We start from the raw sequence: 22,417 nt of genomic DNA on the forward strand, positions 1-22,417 counted from the left end.
GGCCTCTTTTACCGCACCACTACCCTATCTCATTGAACAACAGCGCTCTGGGTTTATATCTTAGTATTATTTTTAAAATATAAAACCATCGTTAGCGAAAATTCACTAATTTGCCGTCGTAAGCCGAATTATTGACTTATTACGTACCTTATCAAAGCATGAAATTTCTACTACACTCACGTTTATTGTATTTTATTCTCTTTTTGGGGATAGGTGTTTTTGCCTCAGCGCAGACCGTTGTCCGCGGAGAAATTATTGATGGTGTTACCCGTGAACCCTTGATTGGAGCCAATGCCATCATTAAAGGGACCTCTGAAGGTACCGTCACTGATCTCGATGGAGCCTTCTCTTTTCCTACTACAGCCACTCCTCCCTTTACGATGGTTTTCTCGTACATCGGCTTTGCAGACGCAGAAGTGTTGGTAGAATCATTGGTGGAACCTCTCAAGATAGAATTATCAGAAGGCTCGGTTACGATAGCAACCGTAGAAGTCAAAGGGCGCCGTATTGGTGAACGCCAGCGACAGTCGGCCTTGACGGTAGAAACGCTCGATAATATTGCCATAAAAGAAACACCAGCCGCTAGTTTTTATGACGGCCTGGGGGCATTGAAGGATGTAGACCTTACAGCAGCCAGCCTTGGCTTTAAGATTATCAACACCCGTGGATTTAACAGTACCAGCCCGGTTCGTTCTTTACAGCTGATTGACGGGGTAGACAACCAATCTCCTGGTTTGAACTTCTCGCTCGGCAACTTCCTGGGTTCTTCTGAATTGGATGTCAATCGGGTAAACCTGATTGTGGGTGCGAGTTCTGCATTTTATGGGCCCAATGCCTTCAATGGCGTGATCAGTATGGAAACCAAAGACCCATTTTTCCATAAGGGACTTTCGGCTATGGCCAAAGGTGGCGACCGTTCTTTGTTTGAAGGTGCGCTCCGGTATGCGGATGTTTTTGGTAAAAACAAAGGCATTGGCTACAAGATTAACTTCTCCTACTTTCAGGCAGATGACTGGGTAGCAGATAATTATGACCCAGTTGATGATACGGATACAGGCGTAGACAATCCTGGCGGTTTTGACGCTGTTAACATTTATGGTGACGAATTTACCAGTGGCAGTGATTTCACTAATATCCTCCAGCTTCCTGGTCTTGGTATTATTCACCGCAAAGGCTACCGCGAGATTGATGTTGTTGATTATGATTCAGACAACCTAAAGCTTGGTGCAGCTGTACATTTCAGGCTCAAGCCAAGTATGGACTTAGGCTCCCCTACCCTTATTGCGGCCTCTAATTATAGTACAGGAACTACCGTTTATCAAGGAGACAATCGCTACAGTCTGAGGGGCATTCAGTTCTTCCAGCATCGCCTGGAATTAAAAAAACACGATACTTACTTCCTGCGCTTTTACGTCACCCACGAAGATGCAGGAGATTCTTACGACCCTTACTTTACCTCTCTACTACTCCAAACCAATGCCAAGGAGAATCGTTTTTGGCGAAATGCTTACAGTGCTTATTGGAATAACCAAGTGATGCCCCAAATGCGGGCGATAGAAGGTTTTCCTAGTATTTCTCAATTCCCTGGTGATCCGGTTGGTTATCGCGCAGCTTTAGCAGAATTCCTCGGGCAGCCAGATGTTGAAGCATCCCTTTTCGAGTGGCACAGTTTAGCTCAGGAAGCGGCACTAGTTGCAGATCCTATTGCTAACAATGCTGTAGAATTTTACGAGCCAGGTACTGCCCGTTTTGACGAAGAATTTGATCGAATTACTAGTCGCAACCTCAACAGTGGTGGAACCCGTTTCTTCGACAAATCAGCACTCATACACGGCCAAGGAGAGTACAAATTCAATGACCTCGTTGCTCGCGGCAATATTACTGACCTCGATTTACTAGCTGGTGCCAGTTTCCGTCGTTACACACCAAATTCCGATGGTTCTATTTTGTTGGATACCATGGGAAGAGATATTGATACCCAGGAATTTGGCATCTACGGTGGAGGTACCCTAGAGCTAAAGAGCAAGCTGAAAGTTAGTGCGTCCTTACGCTTGGACAAGAACCAAAACTTCGACTATCTCTTTTCACCAGCGGGTTCGTTGGTTTATAGCCCAACCGAAGTGACAACTGTACGTGCATCTTTTTCCGCTGCTGTTCGTAATCCTACCCTGGCAGATCAGTACTTGAACTACAATGTAGGCCGAGCCATCCTTTTGGGCAATCTAAACGGCTTTGATAGCCTCGTGACCGTAGAGTCACTATCCAACGCCCTTAACGCCAATGATCAAAACCAGCTGGATTACTTCAACGTAGCTCCAATTCGGCCAGAAAAAGTAAAGACCGTAGAAGCTGGTTTCCGTACAACCCTCTTTCAGCGGCTTTATTTGGATGCGACCTACTACTACAGTTTCTATACCGACTTTATCGGTTTCAATATCGGAGTAGATACCCGTTTTGACAATACCTTTGGTACACTGGTATCCGCTCAGGCTTATCGAGTTGCAGCCAATGCCACAGAAGAGGTCACTACCCAAGGCTTCTCTATTGGTTCTAACTACTACTTTGCCAACTATTTTGTGTTCAACGCTAATTACTCGTGGAACAAATTGAATACCATTACGGACGATCCAATTATTCCGGCCTTTAATACGCCAGAACACAAGTACAATGTTGGTATTTCCGGAAGAAATGTTCCACTGAATCTGGGGCTCTTCCGTGTCCCTAATTTTGGCTTCAGTGTCAATTACAAATGGATTGAAGGCTTCATTTTTGAAGGATCACCACAGTTTACCGGAGAGATTCCTTCCTACGACCTTTTGGACGCCCAGATCAATTGGCAGGTAGCCAAATTGAACAGTACCTTCAAGCTAGGTGCTTCAAATATTCTCAACAACGAAACTTTTCAGACGTACGGTGGGCCCCGCATTGGGCGCCTGGCTTACTTCTCTGTTTTATACGAATTCAAGAAAAAATAATTTATCAATTTAACTGCATTAATCTTAATTATGAAGCAATTTAACATTCTACTTATCTTATTCGTCTGCGGTGTTTTCACCAGCCTTCAGGCTCAAGACACCCGTTATGTAGACGAAATTTTTACAGACGTTACGGTAACCTCTAATGTGGTCTATGCGAATAACTATACCGTGCTCACTGGAACTCCAGCTTTGTCTCCCATTACAATGGATGTTTACACGCCAGATGGAGACGACAATACCGAGCGGCCTACTGTACTTTACATCCACACCGGTAGTTTTCTTCCTCAGTATTTCAATGGACAGGTTACTGGTGGCAAACTAGATTCTACCGTCGTTGAAATGTGTACCCGTTTGGCCAAGCGTGGCTATACCGCCATTGCGCCTACTTATCGTCTGGGTTGGGCACCTACCGCTCCTGATCAGAATATCCGTACATCTACCCTACTTCAGGCTTCGTATCGCGGTATTCAGGACATGCGTGCTTGTGTACGCTACTTGCGTAAAACTGCTGCGGAAGATGGTAACCCTTACGGTGTTGATTCCGATAAGATTGTAGCCTGGGGTCAAGGTACTGGTGGTTACTTATCATTGGGTATGGCAACACTGGATGATTATGCTGAAATTTCAGATTTAGACAAATTTATCGATACCGAAACTTTCCAGCCTTACGTGGTAGAAAGTGTACACGGAGATATCTATGGCTTGGTAGAAGCGCAGCTTAACAGCCCTAATACACCTGGCTATTCTTCAGATATTCAATTTGCCGTAAATATGGGTGGTGCCTTGGGTGATACCTCTTGGATTGATGGCGATACGCCTGAGTTCAACGAGCCTCCTATCATTGGTTACCACGTAGTTAGTGATCCTTTCGCTCCTTTTGGAGACGGCCCGGTAATTGTGCCTACTACTCAGGAATTTGTTGTTCAGGTAGCAGGTACTCGCCTATCTGTACAGGTTGCTAACGAAAAAGGAACCAACGACCCCCTAAATGCTGTAAACGGACAAATGACAGGGCTAGCTGCTGGCTTGGAGGCATTCACCAATGCTGCTGCGGGGGTTCCTGTTGATCTTTCAGCCTTAGGGCAATCACCTACGACACTGACTACTCCTCACATGTATCCGTTTGTTGTAGACGGACTGGGATCTGGTCCATGGGACTGGTGGAGCAAGCCATTGCTAGATGTAATCATCCCTCAGGTAAATGGTGTATTCGGTACTGATTTCAATTCTGACACCCTGCACTTGAACGGTTTGATTACCAACCCAGATATGTCGGCTGCGAAAGCACGTGCATACCTTGATACCGTTATGGCTCACTACATTCCACGTGCGTGTCAGGTATTACAGTTGGAAGAATGTGCCATCGTTTCTTCTGAAGAGATTGCTGACGATAGCCTTATTGGTCTAAGTGTAGCTCCTAACCCAGCTACCGAGCGTGTATTCATCCGCACCAATGCTACCTACCCAATGGAAGCTATCCAGGTATTTGACATTAACGGACGCTTTATCCGCGCCCAGAACGGCATTGATAATCATCAATACGAACTTGAGCGAGGGAATTTACCGGCAGGCACTTATCTTGTCAAAGTCAAATTTGCCGAAGGAGTTAGCGTGAGGAAGATAATCTTCCGCTAAAGCTTAAAGCTAAATTTTAGCGAATTTAGAAATAAGAGACGCCCGGGAGTAGAAATACTCTCGGGCGTTTTTTTTGTAAAATCACAAAATTTCAACACTAATAGTTAATACAATCTCTAGATTCTGCTACTTTTACTCTCATGGAGAAACCAAATCAATCTTTTAACCCACAGGAAGAACGCCCCGGGATTGCGACTTCTTTTAGGCTATTAGTGCAAGATATTCGAGAATGGATCATCGATTTCATAGACCTCAAGGAGGGCATGGATCGAGAAGGAACCGTTATTGCTATCAAGTCGGGAAAACTCATGCGAGGAGCGAATGCATGGATGCTTATTTGCTCCATCATGATTGCTTCCCTCGGTCTTGACCTCAACTCTGAAGCCGTAATCATTGGAGCCATGTTGATTTCACCCTTGATGTCTCCTATCTTGGGAGTTGGCTTGGGGGTCAGTATCAATGACCGGGAAATGCTGCTACTTGCTATTAAGCATTTCCTCATTTCCATTTTTATAGCACTCCTTACAAGCACACTGTACTTCTGGCTCACGCCACTGGGTACTTTTACCGATATGATCGAGGCAAGGACAGCTCCTACTTTTCTCGATGGGCTTGTTGCTATTTTTGGAGGCCTGGCTGGTATTATTTCCATTACCCGTAAGGATAAATCGAACGCTATTCCGGGCGTAGCCATCGCTACTGCCTTGATGCCTCCGCTCTGTGTGACAGGATACGGCATTGCCAATGGCAATATGGAGATTGCACTCAACTCCTTCTATCTGTTCTTTCTCAACTCCTTTTTTATTGCATTAACCTCTTACCTGATTATCCGTTTCTTACAATTCCCCTACAAGGAACACCCTAATCAAAAAGAATCTTTAAGGGCGAGGATTGCTGTCGTAGTCTTTAGTTTAGTAATTATTATACCCGGCACTTCTATCCTCCGTGAGGTTATTCAGGATTTGCAGTACAAGCAAAATGTCAAAGCTTTCGTTAAGGATCAATTTGACAATGATTGTATTGATTACAATGTTTTCAATATCACTCCTGACTCCAATATACTGGTCGTACAACTCATCAACCGAGACGTTCCTGACAGTATGACTAATAACTACAATACCATGTTGGCGGGTAAATACAAGTTACCAAACACCTATTTTCAGGTGATTCCCGACTATCGGATTAAGTTAGGTGATATTGAAAAAAACGCGATAGGCTCAGGGCAGCTTACCCAAGTCAAAAGTCAGTTGGAAGAACTGCGTAATTACCAGCGGGAGGAAGCAGTAAGAGATAGTATTACCCGCTTACAAGAACAATTGAAACCCAAACTTGATTCTTTACAATTTGTTCGACTTTCTTCCACGCTACATCAAGCAGAACAGTTCAAAGTTCTTGATACACTTGCCTACGGACAAACTCAGATTATTGATTTTACACAACCAGCGCAAACCATCCCTATGTTTATCGCTCACTGGTCTAACCGGCCGGGGCCACGAACTCGGCAGCGCCAGGAAGTCGCTTTAACAACGTTTATCAGCAACTATATCAAGACTTATGACCTTCAAATAGATACGTTCGTTGTACATTCTTACTAATATAGCGTGGTGTTAAACAACGATAAGTATTGCGCAAACAAAACAAATTGAATCTACATGAATCTTACTCCCCATAGTGCACTTCTTCTGATTGATTTACAAAATGACTTTTGCCCGTTAGGAGCACTACCTGTTGAAGAAGGTAATCTAGTTATCCCCATTGCGAATGCCCTTATCCCACATTTTGACACCATCGTTGCTACCCAAGACTGGCATCCTGCTAATCACGGCAGTTTTGCGGCTAACCATCCCTGGCGCAAGCCAGGGCAAGTGATTGATTTACATGGGCTTCCTCAGGTACTCTGGCCGATCCACTGCGTGCAGGATAGCTTTGGAGCAGAATTTGTACAAGAACTAGATCAGGAAAAAATCACCAAAGTCTTCACTAAAGGCACTGACCCTACCATCGACAGTTACAGTGGTTTTTTTGACAACGGCCATCGAAAAGCGACGGGCATGGGCGACTGGCTTAAAGAGCAAGGTATTGACACTGTTTACGTCATGGGCTTGGCTACCGATTATTGTGTTAAGTTTACAGCCCTTGATGCCCTTGAGCTAGGTTTTACAACTTACCTCATTGAAGATGCTTCACGTGGTGTAAATTTATCTACAGGCGATGTAGATAATGCCGTTGCGGAAATGTCTGAAAAAGGCGTAAAAGTGATTCATTCAACCCAAATCCTCAAAGCTTAATTATTGTGAAGGTAGAATGCTGGTTTATAGGAAAAACGGCTGACCGCTATCTGCGAGAAGGCATTGATAAGTACGCACAGCGTCTACCTCATTACCTTCCTTTTGAAAAAGTGATCCTCCCCGATATTAAAAATGCGGGCAAACTCAGTTCTATACAGCTCAAGCAAAAGGAGGCAGAGTTGGTCCTTTCCCGGCTCAAACCCCAAGATGCCCTCTTTATCCTTGACGAAAAAGGGAAACAATTAACGTCTGAGGATCTTTCGCAATGGGTTGATCAACAACTCCAAGGTTTTCATCGGCGCTTAATTTTCCTGGTCGGTGGTGCTTTTGGTTTCGATGATGCCATTTATCAACGGGCTAACGGGAAACTTTCGCTGTCCAAAATGACCTTTTCCCACCAGATGGTTCGGCTCTTTTGGTTAGAGCAATTGTACCGTGCTATGACCATATTAAAAAACGAACCTTACCACAATCCTTAAATTACTATGTCTATATCGTTAACGCTGGTCTTAATTATTCTGACCTGCCTCATTTCTTACCAGGCTTTCAACAACCCTGAGATGAAGGCCAAATTGCTTTTCCGCCCGGTTGATATCCGTAATGGAGAATATTATCGCTTCTTCACCAGTGGCTTGATTCATGGAGATTTTTCCCACTTGCTTTTTAACATGTGGGCACTCTATATTTTTGGCGAACTCGTAGAGAATATTTTCACCACCTATCTATTTGGGCCTATCATTGGCCCAGTAGCTTTTTTACTCTTCTACTTTAGTGCGGTAGCAGTAGCCAGCCTCCCCTCCTACTTTCGTCATCAGGATAATTACGCTTACAGTGCACTAGGGGCTTCTGGAGCTACGTCAGCTTTATCTATGATCTTCATCATGTTTCTTCCTTGGGAATGGTTCGTTTTCCCTCCCCTGCCAGGTATCTTACTTGCGGTAGGCTTCCTATGGTACTCTTCTTATATGGACAAGCAAGGTAGAGACAATATCGGCCACAATGCCCACCTTTCAGGAGCTATCTATGGTATCGGTTTTATTATCGTAGCTAGCCTTTTATTGAAACCAGAATTGCTAACCTATATGCTCCAGCAATTGCTCGCTGGCCCACAGCCTTTTCCTGGGTTTTAGATAGGTGCTCTCGAACAACTGTCAGTTGTTCGAGAGCACTAAATTTATTTTAACTGCCACATTTACAAGTGGGGTTCTTTGACTTCATGGTTTCATGTACATTCGTCAAAAAAGCATTTAATATATCTACACCTTCTTCCGCATTACCTCTAACCTTTGTATCGTCAGTAGGAGCTGCAGTATATTCAGCAACAATAGACTTCAATGAACTATATTCCCCCTGAAAGAAATAATCGATATACGCAGTAGTATGTTCTTCTGCCATTTTTGCTAAAAACATGAGCAAGCGGAGGTTCACGTCTTGTGCATTAGAGGAACCCACCTTACAAAGTGAATTCAATTTTGTCAAATTAGGAATAAGAGTGTAAGGGACGGAATAGCCATCTACTTTCGATATTTCCAACATACTCGCAGTGAAAAAATCTGCACAGTCATCTAATGAAGCAGGCGTGAGCGACTTGGTAAATACATGGTTTTGTCCAATAGGAATAGTGTAATTACCATTTACAGAAATGGTTTTAAGGTACTCTCCAACTAAGCTGACTAAAGGATTCTCCTCGATTCCAAACTTGCAATAAGACTCTTCCTCATAAATACTGCAAATTTTATTCAAGCTATCTATCTGCCATACGTGAGGAACAACATCTAGTGCATTGTTATAAGCATGGTAATTCTCTGCCTTTAAATTCTGAACAAGATTTTGTGCAAATGTAGAATCACCAGCTGTTGGCCCAGCATAGACCCATGCTTCTACGTTTACATTAGCTCCTAGTTTATTGTTAAGATAACCTGCATATACTTGGGTTAGTGCTCCTCCTAAACTGTGCCCAGCCACTGATATAACCGCAGTAGAGTCTTCACTTATTTTTTCCTGCAAAAAGGATAGTAAAGTTATGCCTTGAACTGAATCTTTTAATGCAGTTAGTTGCTCTAATCCCAAGAGTGAACCTTTAGATATTTTGCCACCAGTAGTAGGGTTATTGACAGTACCCTCATTAACATCCTCATGTAACCAATCATATTCTGAAATCGCATTTGTTCCTGCTATCCCAACATAATAATGACTCACTCCACCAACTTTTGCATAAGTGCAATAAATTAAATTCTCTATTATATAAAAATACCCGTCATCTGTGTCGTCTTCATAAGTAATATTAATGGCTGGACCCCAAACACGTGTTGATTCTCCGATAGCAGTTGCATCCTTGATTGCATTATCAATTCGCGTTTCAGCTAAGCCCCTAAGGTATTTAAAGGCATCTTCTCTAGCCTTAAAATCACTCGAATAATATTGGTCATTAGCACAATCAGCCATCCAGGCATAAAAAAACTGCCGAACGGCCTCTTCACTAGGCGGCGGGGTAGCAGGCCCCAATTCTGTAATCTCCTCTCCTTCCTGTGGGTCCGTAATGGTAGTCGCAGGGTCACAAGCGGTGAAAAAGATAATGCCAAATAGTAAAAAAAAGAATGTTTTGTTAAAAACAAAGGGTGTTGGATTTTTCATTGTTGTTGAATTATATGGGTTGATAAACTAGTGCTATACCTCTTTGGTACAGCAGGTTTATCTATTCATGTCCAATGAAAGCTAAAAGGTAAGTCTAACGAATAATTACCTGCAAATTCGTTGAACTCAAAAAACAACTACTCGCGTCCTAAGACGCAAAATCCCAAATCCTGTCACGACAAGATTTGGGATTTCAAAGGACAAACAACTGAGTTCTTTCAATCAGGCTAAGTGGTAAAGGTCTTTTCTAAAACCGCGCACTCACTCCCACCATCGCATTCAAGCCCAGCGTAGGATAACGGAACCAGCGCTGACGATTATTACCAGCCAGGTTATTCAACTGTACCCAGGCCCCAATGTTTTTGGTGATATAGTATTCGCCCATAATACTCAGATCAAATAAGGCATTGAGGTTGTCTACCTCTCCGGCAGTATTCCGGTAAGGCACGCCATTTTCAAGGAAGAAGTCTGCCTTGAGAGAAAATTTACGCTCTGGTGTTGTATAACGTGCTCCGGCATTAACCGTAAAGGAAGGAAGGTGCCACGGCTTCTCTTCCCGCTCCAATGAAAAGAAGTTCTGGCTTACAGAACCCGTCACCTCTAGCCCTGTGAACAAGGGCATCATAACAGTACCCTTAATCGTAACAATCGTAGCGGTATCGTACTGTACATCGAAACGGGGGATGCTTTCCAGCGGGTCGTTCAGCTGAAACAAAGCCAAGTCATCGATCGCCTTGTAACCAATTTGCCCTTGATAGGTAATCCCTGCAATTGTTCCTTTTACACCACCGTAGTATTCCGTCCATTTAGAGTTACGAATTTCCATACGAGAACGTAGAAAAGGGTTATACTCAATCAGGTTACGAAAATTGTTCTTAGTAAGTGAACCATTCGCTCCTACGTAAGCAGTAAGTGCTCCTTGAACAATGTTTGCACTGGCTTCCAGATTTGGAAAAAGCGAAAAATTATCCTCAAAAGAAGTGATATTCGCACCAATTTTTACCTGAAAAGCATCACCATGATAAGTATAACTAGGCTCCAGGTAGAAATTATTGAGGGTCTGCTTCATCGTATCGCGGAAGGTTGAAAAATCCGTTTTAAGCACAATACTCAATGGGTGTTTTTCATCAAACCACTTGGTCCCTTCCAATGTCAGCAACATCCCATTTTCACGGGCTGCGTAGTTATCGTCCATTAAATAAATATCGATCCCAGCACGGTAATTGAAATCCGCCTGGGTACGCTCACCGTTAAAGATATCAAGACCGAAATCAAAAATACTGAATCGCTGACGTACCTCTTCATCGGTAAATGAATACAGCATGGTATCCAATTCTTCATTGATATCATTATAACCATAGTAATAAACACCATTATTCTCGTAGCCAATCTCTCCATTTACGGCAAAGCCCTGGTCAAAATAAAAGGTGCCATCCAATCCTAAACTATTGTTACTATACCGTTGGTTTTCAACCTTCTTCTTGTTGTTTGCAGTATGTCGCATCAATTCTATACCGAAGTCAAAATCCTCATTCTGGGTAATATCGTAGGATAGCTCTCCGTAAAAAGCATTAGGATACCCTCCTCCCAAACGGGCATAACCATCATAAATTTCTGGTGGCTTCTCCGTACGAAAAGCCAAAGGCCGGATACGAGGCGCAAGATATTCAACAGCCACATCTTTGGACACTACATTGTAATTTAGTCGCCGCGTAGTAGAATCTAATGGTGGTAATTCCGGGCGGACACTAATGCGGTTTGCTTCGGCTAAACGCGCTTCAAAATTCTTAACGACATCTACTTGGCCCGAAGGCAGATCGCCCTGAGCCGCAAGGCTAAAGCAGAACAACATTAAGCAGATACTTCCTATATATTTCATGCTAATTAATTCTAATAAATGAAAAAGAAAATTCCGTTCCTGAGGCTTAGGAACAGCACGAAAATAAAATGAGATTCTGTTTTTCATAATAGTTGAATAAACGATTCATTTAAAGAGTTTTAACTATTTGAAAAACCTGAAAAGAATCGCATTTTATTTTCTGCGCAATACTTAATTACCCCCTCCTTCAAATTGAAGTTGATTAGGATCAGAATTATCAAGGCGACTTCCTTGGTCAATCATGGTATTAACCCGATTAAGCTTCTGGCGTGCTTCTGCAACCAGGGTTTGATCTTCATTGTAATTCTCCAACAAAGCTTCCAAGGCTGCTCTACCATTGTAGAGGTCGCCTTGTTCCACAAAAATATCGGACAGCAAGATCACACTCTTTGCCACCCAGAAAGGATAACCTGAACTCTCACGGTTGGCCGCCAGCGTCAGCTCTTTAGCCTTGTTCAAATCTCTGCGCTGGTAATAAATAGAAGCTCTCAGGTAGCGGGCCTCGGCAGTCTGTTCATTATCGCTTAGACGGATTGTCTCATTAAGCGCTGCCAATGACGCAGTGTAATCACTTCGATCATAAGCAATTTTACCAATGTAGAAATTCGCTGTCGCTCGTTGCAATTCAGTAGCACTCGGGTTACTCGACACTTTATTTGCAAGTGCGTAAACCGCCTGGGAATTACCAATCCGGTAAGCAGAACGCATGCCTCCCAATTGGGCCTCAAAACGCAACTCTTCGGTATCCGCAACCTGCTCCAAACGCGTATACAAATCGTAGGATTTATTGAAATCCTGGGCGTGGTTATAAGCGATAATTGCTGCCTTCTCCAAACCACGCAGGTAATATCTGCTTGGTCCTTTGGAAACTACCCAATCATAGTGGACCAATGCTTGGTCGTACTGGCGAAGCACAGCATGGCTCTCTCCTTTGTGATAATGGGCAGTAAGCACATTGATACCATTAGGAAATTGATTGAGATAATTCTGGTAGCTCTCTACAGCACGCTGATAGTTTCCGTTCTCATATTGTGTCTCTGCTGAGCGGAAAAATAAACTATCACGCGAAAAGTCATTAAAGTTGTAGTCGGGAATCGTTCGCAAAAATGCTTCCAGCAAATCTGGCCGCCCCATATCCGAAACATAAATCTCGTCCAGTGCTGCTAATGCAACATTAATCTCTTCAGGACTAGGGTTGTTGGCAAAAACCTGCTTGTAGTAATTAATGGCAGCCTCCTGATTTCCCAGGTTATAGTTAATTAAACCTAGTCGCAAATAAGATGGCACCACCAAATCAGAGCTATTGCGGTATTGACTAACCAGGCGTCGTAATGGTTCAATGGCCCTGCTTGTTTGCCCAATTTCTTGATAGGTAAGCCCCAACTGGAAAAGAGCATCGTCTGCATATTCAGAATTAGGATAATCGGAAACAATTTGCTCGAGCGCTAAAATCTTCTGAGCATTACGGTTGCGCAGCCCCTCCAACAAGGCTTTTTGATATAATGCATAGATAAAACCACTGTACTGATTGTTTACCGCTTCGTCATAATACTGAATCGCCTGATTGTACTGGTTACGCTTAAAGTAAGCATCTCCAGTACGCAGAACGGCATCACCAAGCATTTCGTCACGTACCGCCGGGTTGGCGATAAAAGAACGGTTGCGTTTGATTCCTTCTACCGTAGCACGGAAATAATCCAGCGCAGCAGGGAAATTATCCTGCTTCAAGTAGTTGTAACCCTGCAAATAATTACCTGTGAATAACGACGATTCATCTGGCAATCCTGTTTGGCTTTTAGCCAAGGTAAGAAACTGACTGTTCAATCGAATACTTTCATTGAAGTTACCATCACGATGAGCGATATCTGCTAACCAATAAAGGGCTAGTGCCTGGCTTCTAGTATCAATAGGAAACTGTAACGAACGATTAAATAGGGTCTTCGCTTCTGCTGGATTATTTTCCTGCAAAAGCTGAATACCACGCAAAACGAGTACTTTCTGATGACTCTCTTGTAATTGTGGTGGCTTATTGGGCATCGCGTCCAAAATGGTCAACGCTTGTTCGTAATTGCGGTACGACAAGAATATCTCCCCCATCAAGGTCTGAGCTTCAACGTAATAAGGACTGGTTGGCGTAATCTTCTGGAAAGCATCAATGGCCTCCTGCGGGTCTTTCATCTCGTAGGCTAGCTTGCCATAGTTGAAATTAGCCTCTTCTGCCAACGCAAGGTCATAATTCATCCGCTTGGCATTACCAAACGAAGCACGTGCCAATGAGCGGTCTCCTGTGCGGAGGTAAGCTTCTCCGAGGTAGTAATTAGCAGCCTGGCCCATTTCGTTATCTTGTCCACTTACTTCCTGCAAATTGCGGATAGCCTTAGCGTAATCTCCTGTTTTATACTGAGTATATCCCAACTGATAAAACTCCTCCGCCCGCAAGCGACCAGAACGATCAGCATAGTACTCTAAATAGCTCAGTGCTTTGGTATAGTCTCCTTTCTCAAAATAAGCTTGACCTACCAGTTGATAAATTTCTTTCTGATTTTTCAGGTTCGGCTCTGACAAACGTGGTTCTGCATACGCGATTAACTCATCAAAACGGCGTTGAGCGAAATAAATCTGAGCCGTGTAATACGGAATATAATCATCATACTTACTCGAACGCTCAACCAAACGGAACTGCCGAACAGCATTATCATAGTCACCTTCGTAGAAATAGCAAAGTCCCAAGTAGTAATTTGCAGGGTAATAAAACTCCGTTTCCAGGTCTTTGATTTCCCTGAAATTAGTCTTGGCTTCCCCAAAATTTTTCTTTACAAACTGAGCATAACCCAGCTTAAAACGAACCCCGGCCCGCTCTTCTCTTGACAGTCCTGAAGTAGGCACTTTACTGAGATATGAGATAGCCTTATCATAATCCCTGTTATCAAAATAGTAATTGGCTATTTCAATCAGTGCTTGATTAGCAATGGGGTCAGGAGAATAGTTTCTAATAAATTCCAAGATGAGCTTCTCTCCGTCTGATTGCCCTAAGCGGACTGCGGATTGAGCATAGCCTAATTCGGCTTTGGTTTTTATTAATGGGGAATCAGCTTCGTTGACTTGACGAAACTCGTCTATGGCATCGCGAAATTCGTTCTGGGCCTTGGCGTAAAGTCCATCATCAAAGAAAAGCTCCCCACGCTTATAGGCCTGGTAAGCTTCGGTATAGACGGTGGTCTCTTGTGCGGCTATCCAGCCTGCGAAAAACACGGCCACCAAAAAGGGCAACAATCGTTTCAGCATTGGTGGTGTAAGTTGGTTGATAGTAGTTGATTTTGTAAAGCGTACAAGGTACAAATTACAATTAATCTTATGAAGTTGCTTAATGTTTTGCACGCAAGTAAGCGAGTAATCATCAGACTGCCTTATAAACGCAACAAAGGGGGCAGAATGTTGTATTCTGCCCCCTTAAGAGGAATGGTGCATTAATAAATTGCGTTTCTATGCGTAAGTTATTTGGCGAATTTACCCATTACCGTGGCTATGATATCGCAACACTCCTCTAATTGCTCCTCCGTCATGACCAATGGTGGCGCAAAACGGATGATATTTCCATGGGTAGGTTTTGCTAACAAACCATGTTCTGCCAGACTTACGCAAATATTCCAAGCGGTTTTACTCTCCGGGCTATCATTGATGACCACCGCGTTAAGTAAACCTTTACCTCTTACAAGGTTTAACAAGCCAGGGTATTGCTCTACAAGGTTTTGCATCCTTTCACGAAAACGTTTTCCTAGTGCCCGGGCATTTTGCGTTAGTTTTTCATCACGAATAACTTCCAGTGCTTCCATCGCTACTGCACATCCTAGTGGATTGCCACCAAAGGTACTTCCGTGCTGTCCGGGCTGGATTACCTCCATAACACGATCATCAGCCAATACGGCAGCTACTGGATATACACCACCAGAAATAGCTTTTCCTAAAATCAAGATATCTGGACGGGTGTAAGTAGCCTGTTGCTCACAGTGGCTCTGGCAATTACAATCGCCACACACCCGCAAAAGTGCTCCTGTCCGACCAATACCCGTCTGGATTTCATCAGCAATAAATAGGATATTGCGCTCACGGCATAGCTCCGCAGCAGCGGCCATAAAGCCTTCATCTGGCACAAACACACCGGCTTCGCCCTGGATAGGTTCTACCAAAAAGGCAGCAATCTTATCAGGCTCGTTGTCCAATGCTACCTTTAAAGCAGCAAGATCATTATAAGGTACCGCTTGGAATCCAGGGGTGTAAGGCCCAAAATTTCCTTTAGCATCAGGGTCGCTAGAGAAAGAAATAATGGTCGTCGTCCGTCCGTGGAAGTTTTGCCCACAAACGATAATTTTAGCCGCTCCATTAGGAATACCTTTCTTTTCGTATCCCCATTTACGAGCGATTTTAATGGCGGTCTCCACCCCCTCTGCCCCGGTATTCATCGGTAATACCTTATCGAAGCCAAAATACTCCGTGAGGTACTTTTCATAAGGGCCCAACTTATCATTGTAAAAAGCGCGGGAGGTTAGTGTCAATTCACGTGCCTGCTCAACGAGTGCATTCACTATCCGAGGATGGCAATGTCCTTGATTAACAGCAGAATAGGCGGAAAGAAAATCGTAATACCGCTTGCCCTCCGCATCCCATACGAATACGCCTCGGCCTTTAGATAAAACAACCGGAAGAGGATGGTAATTATGTGCTCCGTAACGGTCTTCGAGTTGCATCAATTCCGACGAAGAAAGTGTGGTGGTTGGCGTCATTTTTATGCTCTATTTTTTTTGATGTAAAACATCTCTAAACAATAGCGCTAAGGTAGAATTTATTTTCCGTAGGGAAAATGAGCATCATACCTAAATAAATAACCGATAACAAAGGAAAAAAATGGCGCAGGTAGGAAAAAAAAGTGAGCCCTGAAAATAAGATAGGCAGGGCTCCTTTAAAAACGCGCTCTCTCTGATTCTTGTTGTATTAACAACTATTGCAAATTTAGCATAATATTTAGCATACTTCCAAATATTCTTGGATGATTTTAGATATCGCGAAAAAAAAATATTACATCATCCACCATTTTAACACTTTGATGCATCGCTTTCGACTGATTTTCATCACTTTTAAAAACATCTTTTTATTAAACTTAAAACTCCTCTCCCTATGTCCCCCTTCTCTTTAACTCAAAACATGATAAAGTATTCTGTTTAGCCTCTTCCTGAAGCTGTAAAAATCCTATTATCCCAGTTCAAAGACTCCAAACATTTGCCATATGCACCAATTATCCCTCCTTTTTCTCTTCGCAATCCTCACGGTAACTGGTTGCCGTAAAGGAGACACACCTAACAAGGGCGACATTAGCATCAAAGCGATTAATATTCAGAAAAAGGCAATTAACTGGCTTTTGACAAAACAAGCTGAAGATGGAGGCTGGCACAGTGAAACTCACGGTATTTTACGAGGAGGTGCCGCTTATACGCCTTATATTCTGGATGCGCTTCAGGAATCGAATGCTATTGATTCTCAAGACACTTGCTCCTCAAATGGTTACGCGTTCCTACTTCAGCAGCTCGATAGTACTGGAGCTATTGGACAAAAAGGGGCTTACGTTGTTGAATATCCTGTTTATGCCACCTCTTATTTATTGAAAACATGGGCCAATAGTCCCCTCATATTTGATACACTCTTCCAACTTCATTTTGAAAAGTATCTCCTTAGTCAACAATTCACAGAACAAAGAGGAATTACGCCTGATCACCCGGCTTATGGTGCCTGGGGTTTTGGGGAGCAACATCTCCCAATAGGTGAAGTGGGGCATATAGACCTATCCCACACCCGTCGGGTACTAGAGGCTTTCCAACACGCAAACCTCTCTCCCACTCCCCCCTGCTGGCCTAAGGCTGGTATTTTCCTGGAACGATTACAGAATAAAGATGGTGGATTCTGTAGTTCCACGTATACCCTTGGTTCTAATAAAGCAGATGACCAAACCCATAAATGCGTTTCCTATGCCACCGCTACCGCCGATGGGTTACTAGCACTATTAAGCTTCCCTGAGAAAAATTCGCGAAAAATAGAATTAGCAGCCCGCTGGTTACTCGTCAACGAAAACTGGGAACAAGTAAGCGGTATTACACCAGGACGGCCAGGGAACTGGGAAAAAGTGCTCTTCTTTTATCACATAGCCGTCAGGGCGCAGGCCTACTCAAGAATGAACGACCTAAACTTACTACCCGCAGACAATGATTGGCAGCAACAGGTTGTTACGCTATTGGCAGAAAAGCAATTATCGGATGGCTCTTTTACCAATCCCTGGGGAGGNCCCAATAAAGAAGATGACCCGCTCTTGGCCACTGCACTTGCTATACGGGCACTGAATGCGGTAATCGAGGCAGGGCTTTAAGCAAAAGCGGGAAGCCCGTTTGACCGAACTTCCCACTTCTATTTCTCACTACAAGCTATAAGAACTTACTGCTTAACCACTCGCTGGATCGCTGTTCCCTGACCAGGAACTTCCATCTTAATGGTATAAACACCACGCGGCCAATTAGCCCCTAGTGTGACTGACGCTTGCTGCGCGCTCAAGCTTTGAGTAGCTACTGTTTGCCCTAAAGCATTTACGACCGTCAACTGGCCATTACCGTTCCATACCGGCAACTGGTAATTGAGTACCACCTCTGACTTGAATGGATTGGGAGCTACTGACCAATCTACATTTAAAACCAAGTCGTCTGTATTCACCAGCAACTCGCCAGTAACAGCAAAAGCATCTACGGCAGCTTCAACCAAATGACCATTAGGGTCAAAATCACTGGTAACAAAACGAATCTGCATTTCATCCGTAACCGTGATAAATTCACTTAATGTAATCTGGGAGCGCTCCCGCCAAAAACTTTCCGAGGTAGACAACGTTTCGATAACTGCTTCTTCCGTACCATTTGAAACAATAACCTCTAATTGATCATCGGGGTTACCATCACCTCCGGCATTGAAGAACCATAGGTTATATGCTACCACTGGATCAACATAAGTACTGGCAAGCGCCATTATTGGAGAAGTGAGGGTTACACTTGCACCGTCAACATCATCTGTAGCGGCATTGCCACCGCCATTGCCAGTAACATAACATTGGTCGCCGATATCGCCTTCTATATCAAATTCAGGATTAGAGGTTGAGCCTCCACTGTAAGTACCGTTGGGCTCTCCAAGTTCCCAGTATCCCGCACGGGTTTCATTGTCTTCCGTAGTGGCCCAGCCCAGATCAATGGCAAAATCATCTTCGTAACCACGACCAAGCTCGATGACCAGGTCATCATTGTTCACGATCGGAAGATCACTGATTAATTTCTGCTCGTAGCCCCAGGCACCAACAAAGACATCGTAATTGTCTTCATAAACACCTTCGATAAGAAATACGCCATTCCCATCTGCTGTGAATTCAAAAACAGAAAAATCATTTTGAAGAATAATCTTTGCTCCAGGAACAGGAATAATTACTTCTTCTTCAACGACTAAGCCGTTTTTATTATAAGTTGGTAATGGCTGTAAAGGAACATCAAGAATAGTGAGTACACCATTATCAATGCTAACTTCTGCCGTAAAAGGCAAATATCCCGGCTTTGATACCTCCACAGTATAAGTTCCCGCAGTGGCAATTCCAGTGCCGTAGGTTCCGTCAAGACGAGAATAATTAACATTAGCCTCTTCTGCTACAAGTACAATTTCAGCACCACTAATTTGGGCACCAGAAACAGCATCCGTGACAGTACCTTCAAGGTAACAAGCACGTACATAATTGACATCCATAACATATAGGCCATTCCCAATATCTGTTAAAAGAACAACCCCAGATGGCAAAAAGGGATAAGCTCCCCATACCCCTTGGAAGCCTGCGCCGCCGCCAAAGAAGGTGTCAAAATTGGCTACCTCCACGAGGTTATTTGGCCGAGCAGCATCAACAACGATACCTCCATCAGAATAATAACTAATGATCAACCAATCTTGCCAAACGTGTACATTATGAGGAATAACGCCATCACCTAGCGTAATCGTTGGACGGTATTGATCCAGCTCCTGAATATCTGTCGGGTCACTTACATCGTAAGCAGCCACAGGTGCATTTGGTTGTTCATCTGTTGTAAACGCAATATTGCTATCATCTGACAACCATATATTGTGCGTAAATTCGAAAGGTGTAGTTTGTACACCTTCCAGAATGACCTCGTCTTTGTCTAATACATCATAAATGGCCATACGACCACGAGTAAGTTCCGAGGAATACATCTTGTTATCCCTAACATACACATCGTGCGCATAACGGTTAGGTGCAGCACCTGCGAAAATTGGCGTCCCCGGGGTACTAAAGACATCAATAAATAGCATCCCACCGTCATTGATATTACAACCGGCCAGGTAGGCGTAACCAAATTCGTCAATGTAAATATTATGGCAACGGTTAAGTGTACCCAGCCCAGGAAGATCTGGTGTCCAGTGGAAAAAATTGACTGATTCCGGTAAATTTTGTAGATCAATGACCGTTACTCCTTCTGTTGAACCACTCTGGTCAGTAACCACATAGGCGTATTCCCCCCATGTTTTAAGATCTCGCCAAGTAGAATTCTGCCCAGGAATAAATGCTACCTCTTCGGCATTATCTGGATCAGAAACATTGACAATAGAAACACCGTTTCTGGCTCCAACCAAGGCATACTCGCTCCCGTCAGGAGCTACATAGCCCCAAATATCGTTTAGATCGGTATTGTACTCAATGTTCGAGCGCAGTGTCATATTTAACTGGCTCCATCCCATCGTACTCAACAATAGGAAAAAGCTAAGTGTAAGTAGCTGTTTTTGCATACTAGTCGTTATTATTATTATTTGGTTCGAAATAGAAGGGCTTAGATGATGTTTCTTGAACGCTACCACAGCAGCGAAGTGTTCTCGAAATAATCCCATGGGGACAGCACGAAAACAAAACACGATTTTGGCTTTCACAATAGTCGGCCAAGCGGTTCATTTTAAGCGGGTTAACTATTTGGAAGTCTTGTAAAAAATCGTGTTTTATTTTCTGCGCAATACATGGAATCGACAACACTTAAAGGTATACCGTGTGGCGCAGATATTTTTAAGAAACTCTGCTCGCGAAGATAGCCTTAATTTCAGAAGGCAAGGCCCTTAACGGCGCTCCACTACTGCAATTGTTATTCGGCTGACACAAACTATTTTTTCATCAGAACGATGAATCTTGATTTCCCATACATGAATTCGGCGGCCTACCTTGATCGGGCGCACCGTACCTGTCACCACCTCCCCTTCTGTGGCAGAATTGAGATGATTGGCATTTATTTCCACACCGACTACCGATTGTCTTGTCAAGTCTGTAAGGCAAAACATAGATGCAACACTCCCAAGCGTTTCCGCAAAAGCAACAGAAGCTCCGCCATGTAACAATCGCATAGGCTGAACGGTCCGATGATCAACAGGCATAGTGGCTCTCATGTAATCATCCCCGACTTCGGTAAATTCTATTCCGAGGTGTTCTGTCAGGCTATTACTTCCAGTAGCTTCAATTTTTTCTAAAGTCGGTGGAGTTTTCCAAATCATCATTTCTTTTTTTTACTGATTACTTCCCTTCATATAAATTACGAATAGGCCCCTTTTCCTCTGGAACGATGAAATACTGATCATTCAACGAATTGAATGGATGAAAACCTATTGGTGACGGAATTCCTCCTTCCAAATTAATCACTGCCTCCACCTGTTCTTCTGATGGAATAATGTAGATAGACCTTGTATTAGACGGGGCTTTCAGACTTGAAATAAGCATTGTTTCATAAGGCACTGCCCAATCAAGGTTGCTATGGNAAGCAGGAGCATCTGATTTTAACAAGTAAGATCTTCGGTGCGGATTTTTCTCAGCTAAAGTGACTTGCTCCTTCATCCAGCTTAAGCGTTCACTATATCTGTCGTTTATTTCAATGATTTGTCCTATTCTAAAACAGGAAACCACTGCTATAAAAGTGACCCATATCCATGTTTGGCCAACCCCAATAACCTTATCAACCAATGGTAGTCCTATAAAAATGCCCAAAGGTAGATAGTAACTCTCCAGATACATTTGATCCGATGAGTAATGATAGGTAGTCAATATCAAAACCAACCAGGCAAAAGTACCCGACAACATCAAGGCGATATTCCACCAGGATTTATGCTTGAAAAGAAAAACCAAATTTATCGTAAGCACGATGGGCAACAGGTAATAAGTAGACAACAATCTTTTGAAAAAGAATACCGTACTTGGCAAGGAAAACAAATTTGTCAATCTCCCCCTAAACCCAGCGAACATTCCTACCGCATTGGCGTCATAGGCTCCCAACTCCGCTATTGCATACTTATACAGCAATATAAGCATCATGGTGCCGAAGAGACTGTAATACCTCCAATCAATATCTCTCCTTTTTTCATAGGCAAACCAAGCCCACAGAAAGAGAAACAAAGTGACCGATAGCGGATGGGAATAAATAACGAGTATGGTTAATAATTGCCAGAGGAGTAGTAGCCACCAATTTGGCTTTGGTTGCTTAATAACGACAGCAATTGCTAAAATGGAATACATGCATCCTTGAATCAATTCTGACTGTATCCAAAAAAAAGTATGAACTTGTGTCAAACCAAAAAACAATACCACCAGCAATGCTAGGCGACTTGAATTCAACCATTTCCAGATAAATACGGCCAACAAAAGTGGATATACGGTAAAAGACAAGGAATACACCTTGAGAATGAGGTCAAGAGGAGCATTCGACTTAACAAATAACAAAGCAGGAACCTGTACAATAGCTGCTCCAAATCTTTGAACTTGGATGGCTAATTTCTGACCATCTATGACACTAAATATTTGGAAAGCAGCATCAGCATAAAACACACGTTCTTCCCAATAAATGATAGACAAAACCACTAAAAATGCAAGTAACCCCAAGCCAATCAACAAGGTT

At 43.3% G+C, this 22,417-nt stretch carries 12 protein-coding genes; 6 read left to right on the forward strand and 6 right to left on the reverse strand.

What is annotated here, in order from left to right:
• Positions 1–158: 158 nt before the first annotated feature.
• The 6 genes from A3EU_RS0100990 (at position 159) to A3EU_RS0101015 (ending at position 8,031) form a co-directional block, all read left to right on the forward strand.
• On the forward strand, positions 159–2,975 hold the full coding sequence (locus tag A3EU_RS0100990) for a TonB-dependent receptor (RefSeq protein WP_020534248.1): 2,817 nt from the start codon (positions 159–161) through the stop codon (positions 2,973–2,975).
• Positions 2,976–3,005: 30 nt separating this feature from the next.
• Positions 3,006–4,613 (forward strand): T9SS type A sorting domain-containing protein, encoded by a 1,608-nt coding sequence (locus A3EU_RS0100995; protein WP_020534249.1) that lies wholly within the window; start codon positions 3,006–3,008, stop codon positions 4,611–4,613.
• A 140-nt stretch (positions 4,614–4,753) separates the two neighbouring features.
• Entirely contained in the window at positions 4,754–6,208 is a 1,455-nt protein-coding gene (locus tag A3EU_RS32310; RefSeq protein ID WP_020534250.1) for a DUF389 domain-containing protein, read from the forward strand.
• Positions 6,209–6,265: 57 nt separating this feature from the next.
• Positions 6,266–6,901, forward strand: a complete 636-nt coding sequence (gene pncA / locus A3EU_RS0101005; protein ID WP_020534251.1) for a bifunctional nicotinamidase/pyrazinamidase — start codon at positions 6,266–6,268, stop codon at positions 6,899–6,901.
• Positions 6,902–6,906: 5 nt separating this feature from the next.
• On the forward strand, positions 6,907–7,380 hold the full coding sequence (rlmH, locus tag A3EU_RS0101010) for a 23S rRNA (pseudouridine(1915)-N(3))-methyltransferase RlmH (RefSeq protein WP_020534252.1): 474 nt from the start codon (positions 6,907–6,909) through the stop codon (positions 7,378–7,380).
• A 6-nt stretch (positions 7,381–7,386) separates the two neighbouring features.
• Positions 7,387–8,031, forward strand: a complete 645-nt coding sequence (locus tag A3EU_RS0101015) for a rhomboid family intramembrane serine protease (RefSeq protein WP_020534253.1) — start codon at positions 7,387–7,389, stop codon at positions 8,029–8,031.
• 49 nt (positions 8,032–8,080) lie between these two features.
• On the opposite strand, the gene A3EU_RS0101020 is transcribed toward A3EU_RS0101015, so the two are convergent.
• From A3EU_RS0101020 to A3EU_RS0101050, 6 genes are all read right to left on the reverse strand, one after another.
• Entirely contained in the window at positions 8,081–9,535 is a 1,455-nt protein-coding gene (locus A3EU_RS0101020) for a lipase family protein (RefSeq protein WP_020534254.1), read from the reverse strand.
• Between the two features lie 247 nt (positions 9,536–9,782).
• Positions 9,783–11,501, reverse strand: a complete 1,719-nt coding sequence (locus A3EU_RS0101025) for a TonB-dependent receptor (RefSeq protein WP_020534255.1) — start codon at positions 11,499–11,501, stop codon at positions 9,783–9,785.
• Positions 11,502–11,585: 84 nt separating this feature from the next.
• A complete protein-coding gene (locus A3EU_RS0101030) occupies positions 11,586–14,699 on the reverse strand; it encodes a tetratricopeptide repeat protein (protein WP_020534256.1) in 3,114 nt (1,037 codons plus the stop codon).
• A gap of 209 nt (positions 14,700–14,908) precedes the next feature.
• Positions 14,909–16,195, reverse strand: coding sequence for an ornithine--oxo-acid transaminase (gene rocD, locus A3EU_RS0101035; protein ID WP_020534257.1), 1,287 nt, complete (start codon positions 16,193–16,195; stop codon positions 14,909–14,911).
• A gap of 1,696 nt (positions 16,196–17,891) precedes the next feature.
• Complete coding sequence (locus tag A3EU_RS0101045; protein WP_020534259.1) at positions 17,892–20,279, reverse strand: choice-of-anchor B family protein; 2,388 nt, start codon at positions 20,277–20,279, stop codon at positions 17,892–17,894.
• Between the two features lie 318 nt (positions 20,280–20,597).
• Positions 20,598–21,029: a hotdog fold thioesterase gene (locus tag A3EU_RS0101050; protein ID WP_245569321.1), complete on the reverse strand. Its 432-nt coding sequence runs from the start codon at positions 21,027–21,029 to the stop codon at positions 20,598–20,600.
• Positions 21,030–22,417 lie beyond the last annotated feature (1,388 nt).

The organism is Lewinella cohaerens DSM 23179, from assembly GCF_000379805.1.
Taxonomy (GTDB): domain Bacteria; phylum Bacteroidota; class Bacteroidia; order Chitinophagales; family Saprospiraceae; genus Lewinella; species Lewinella cohaerens.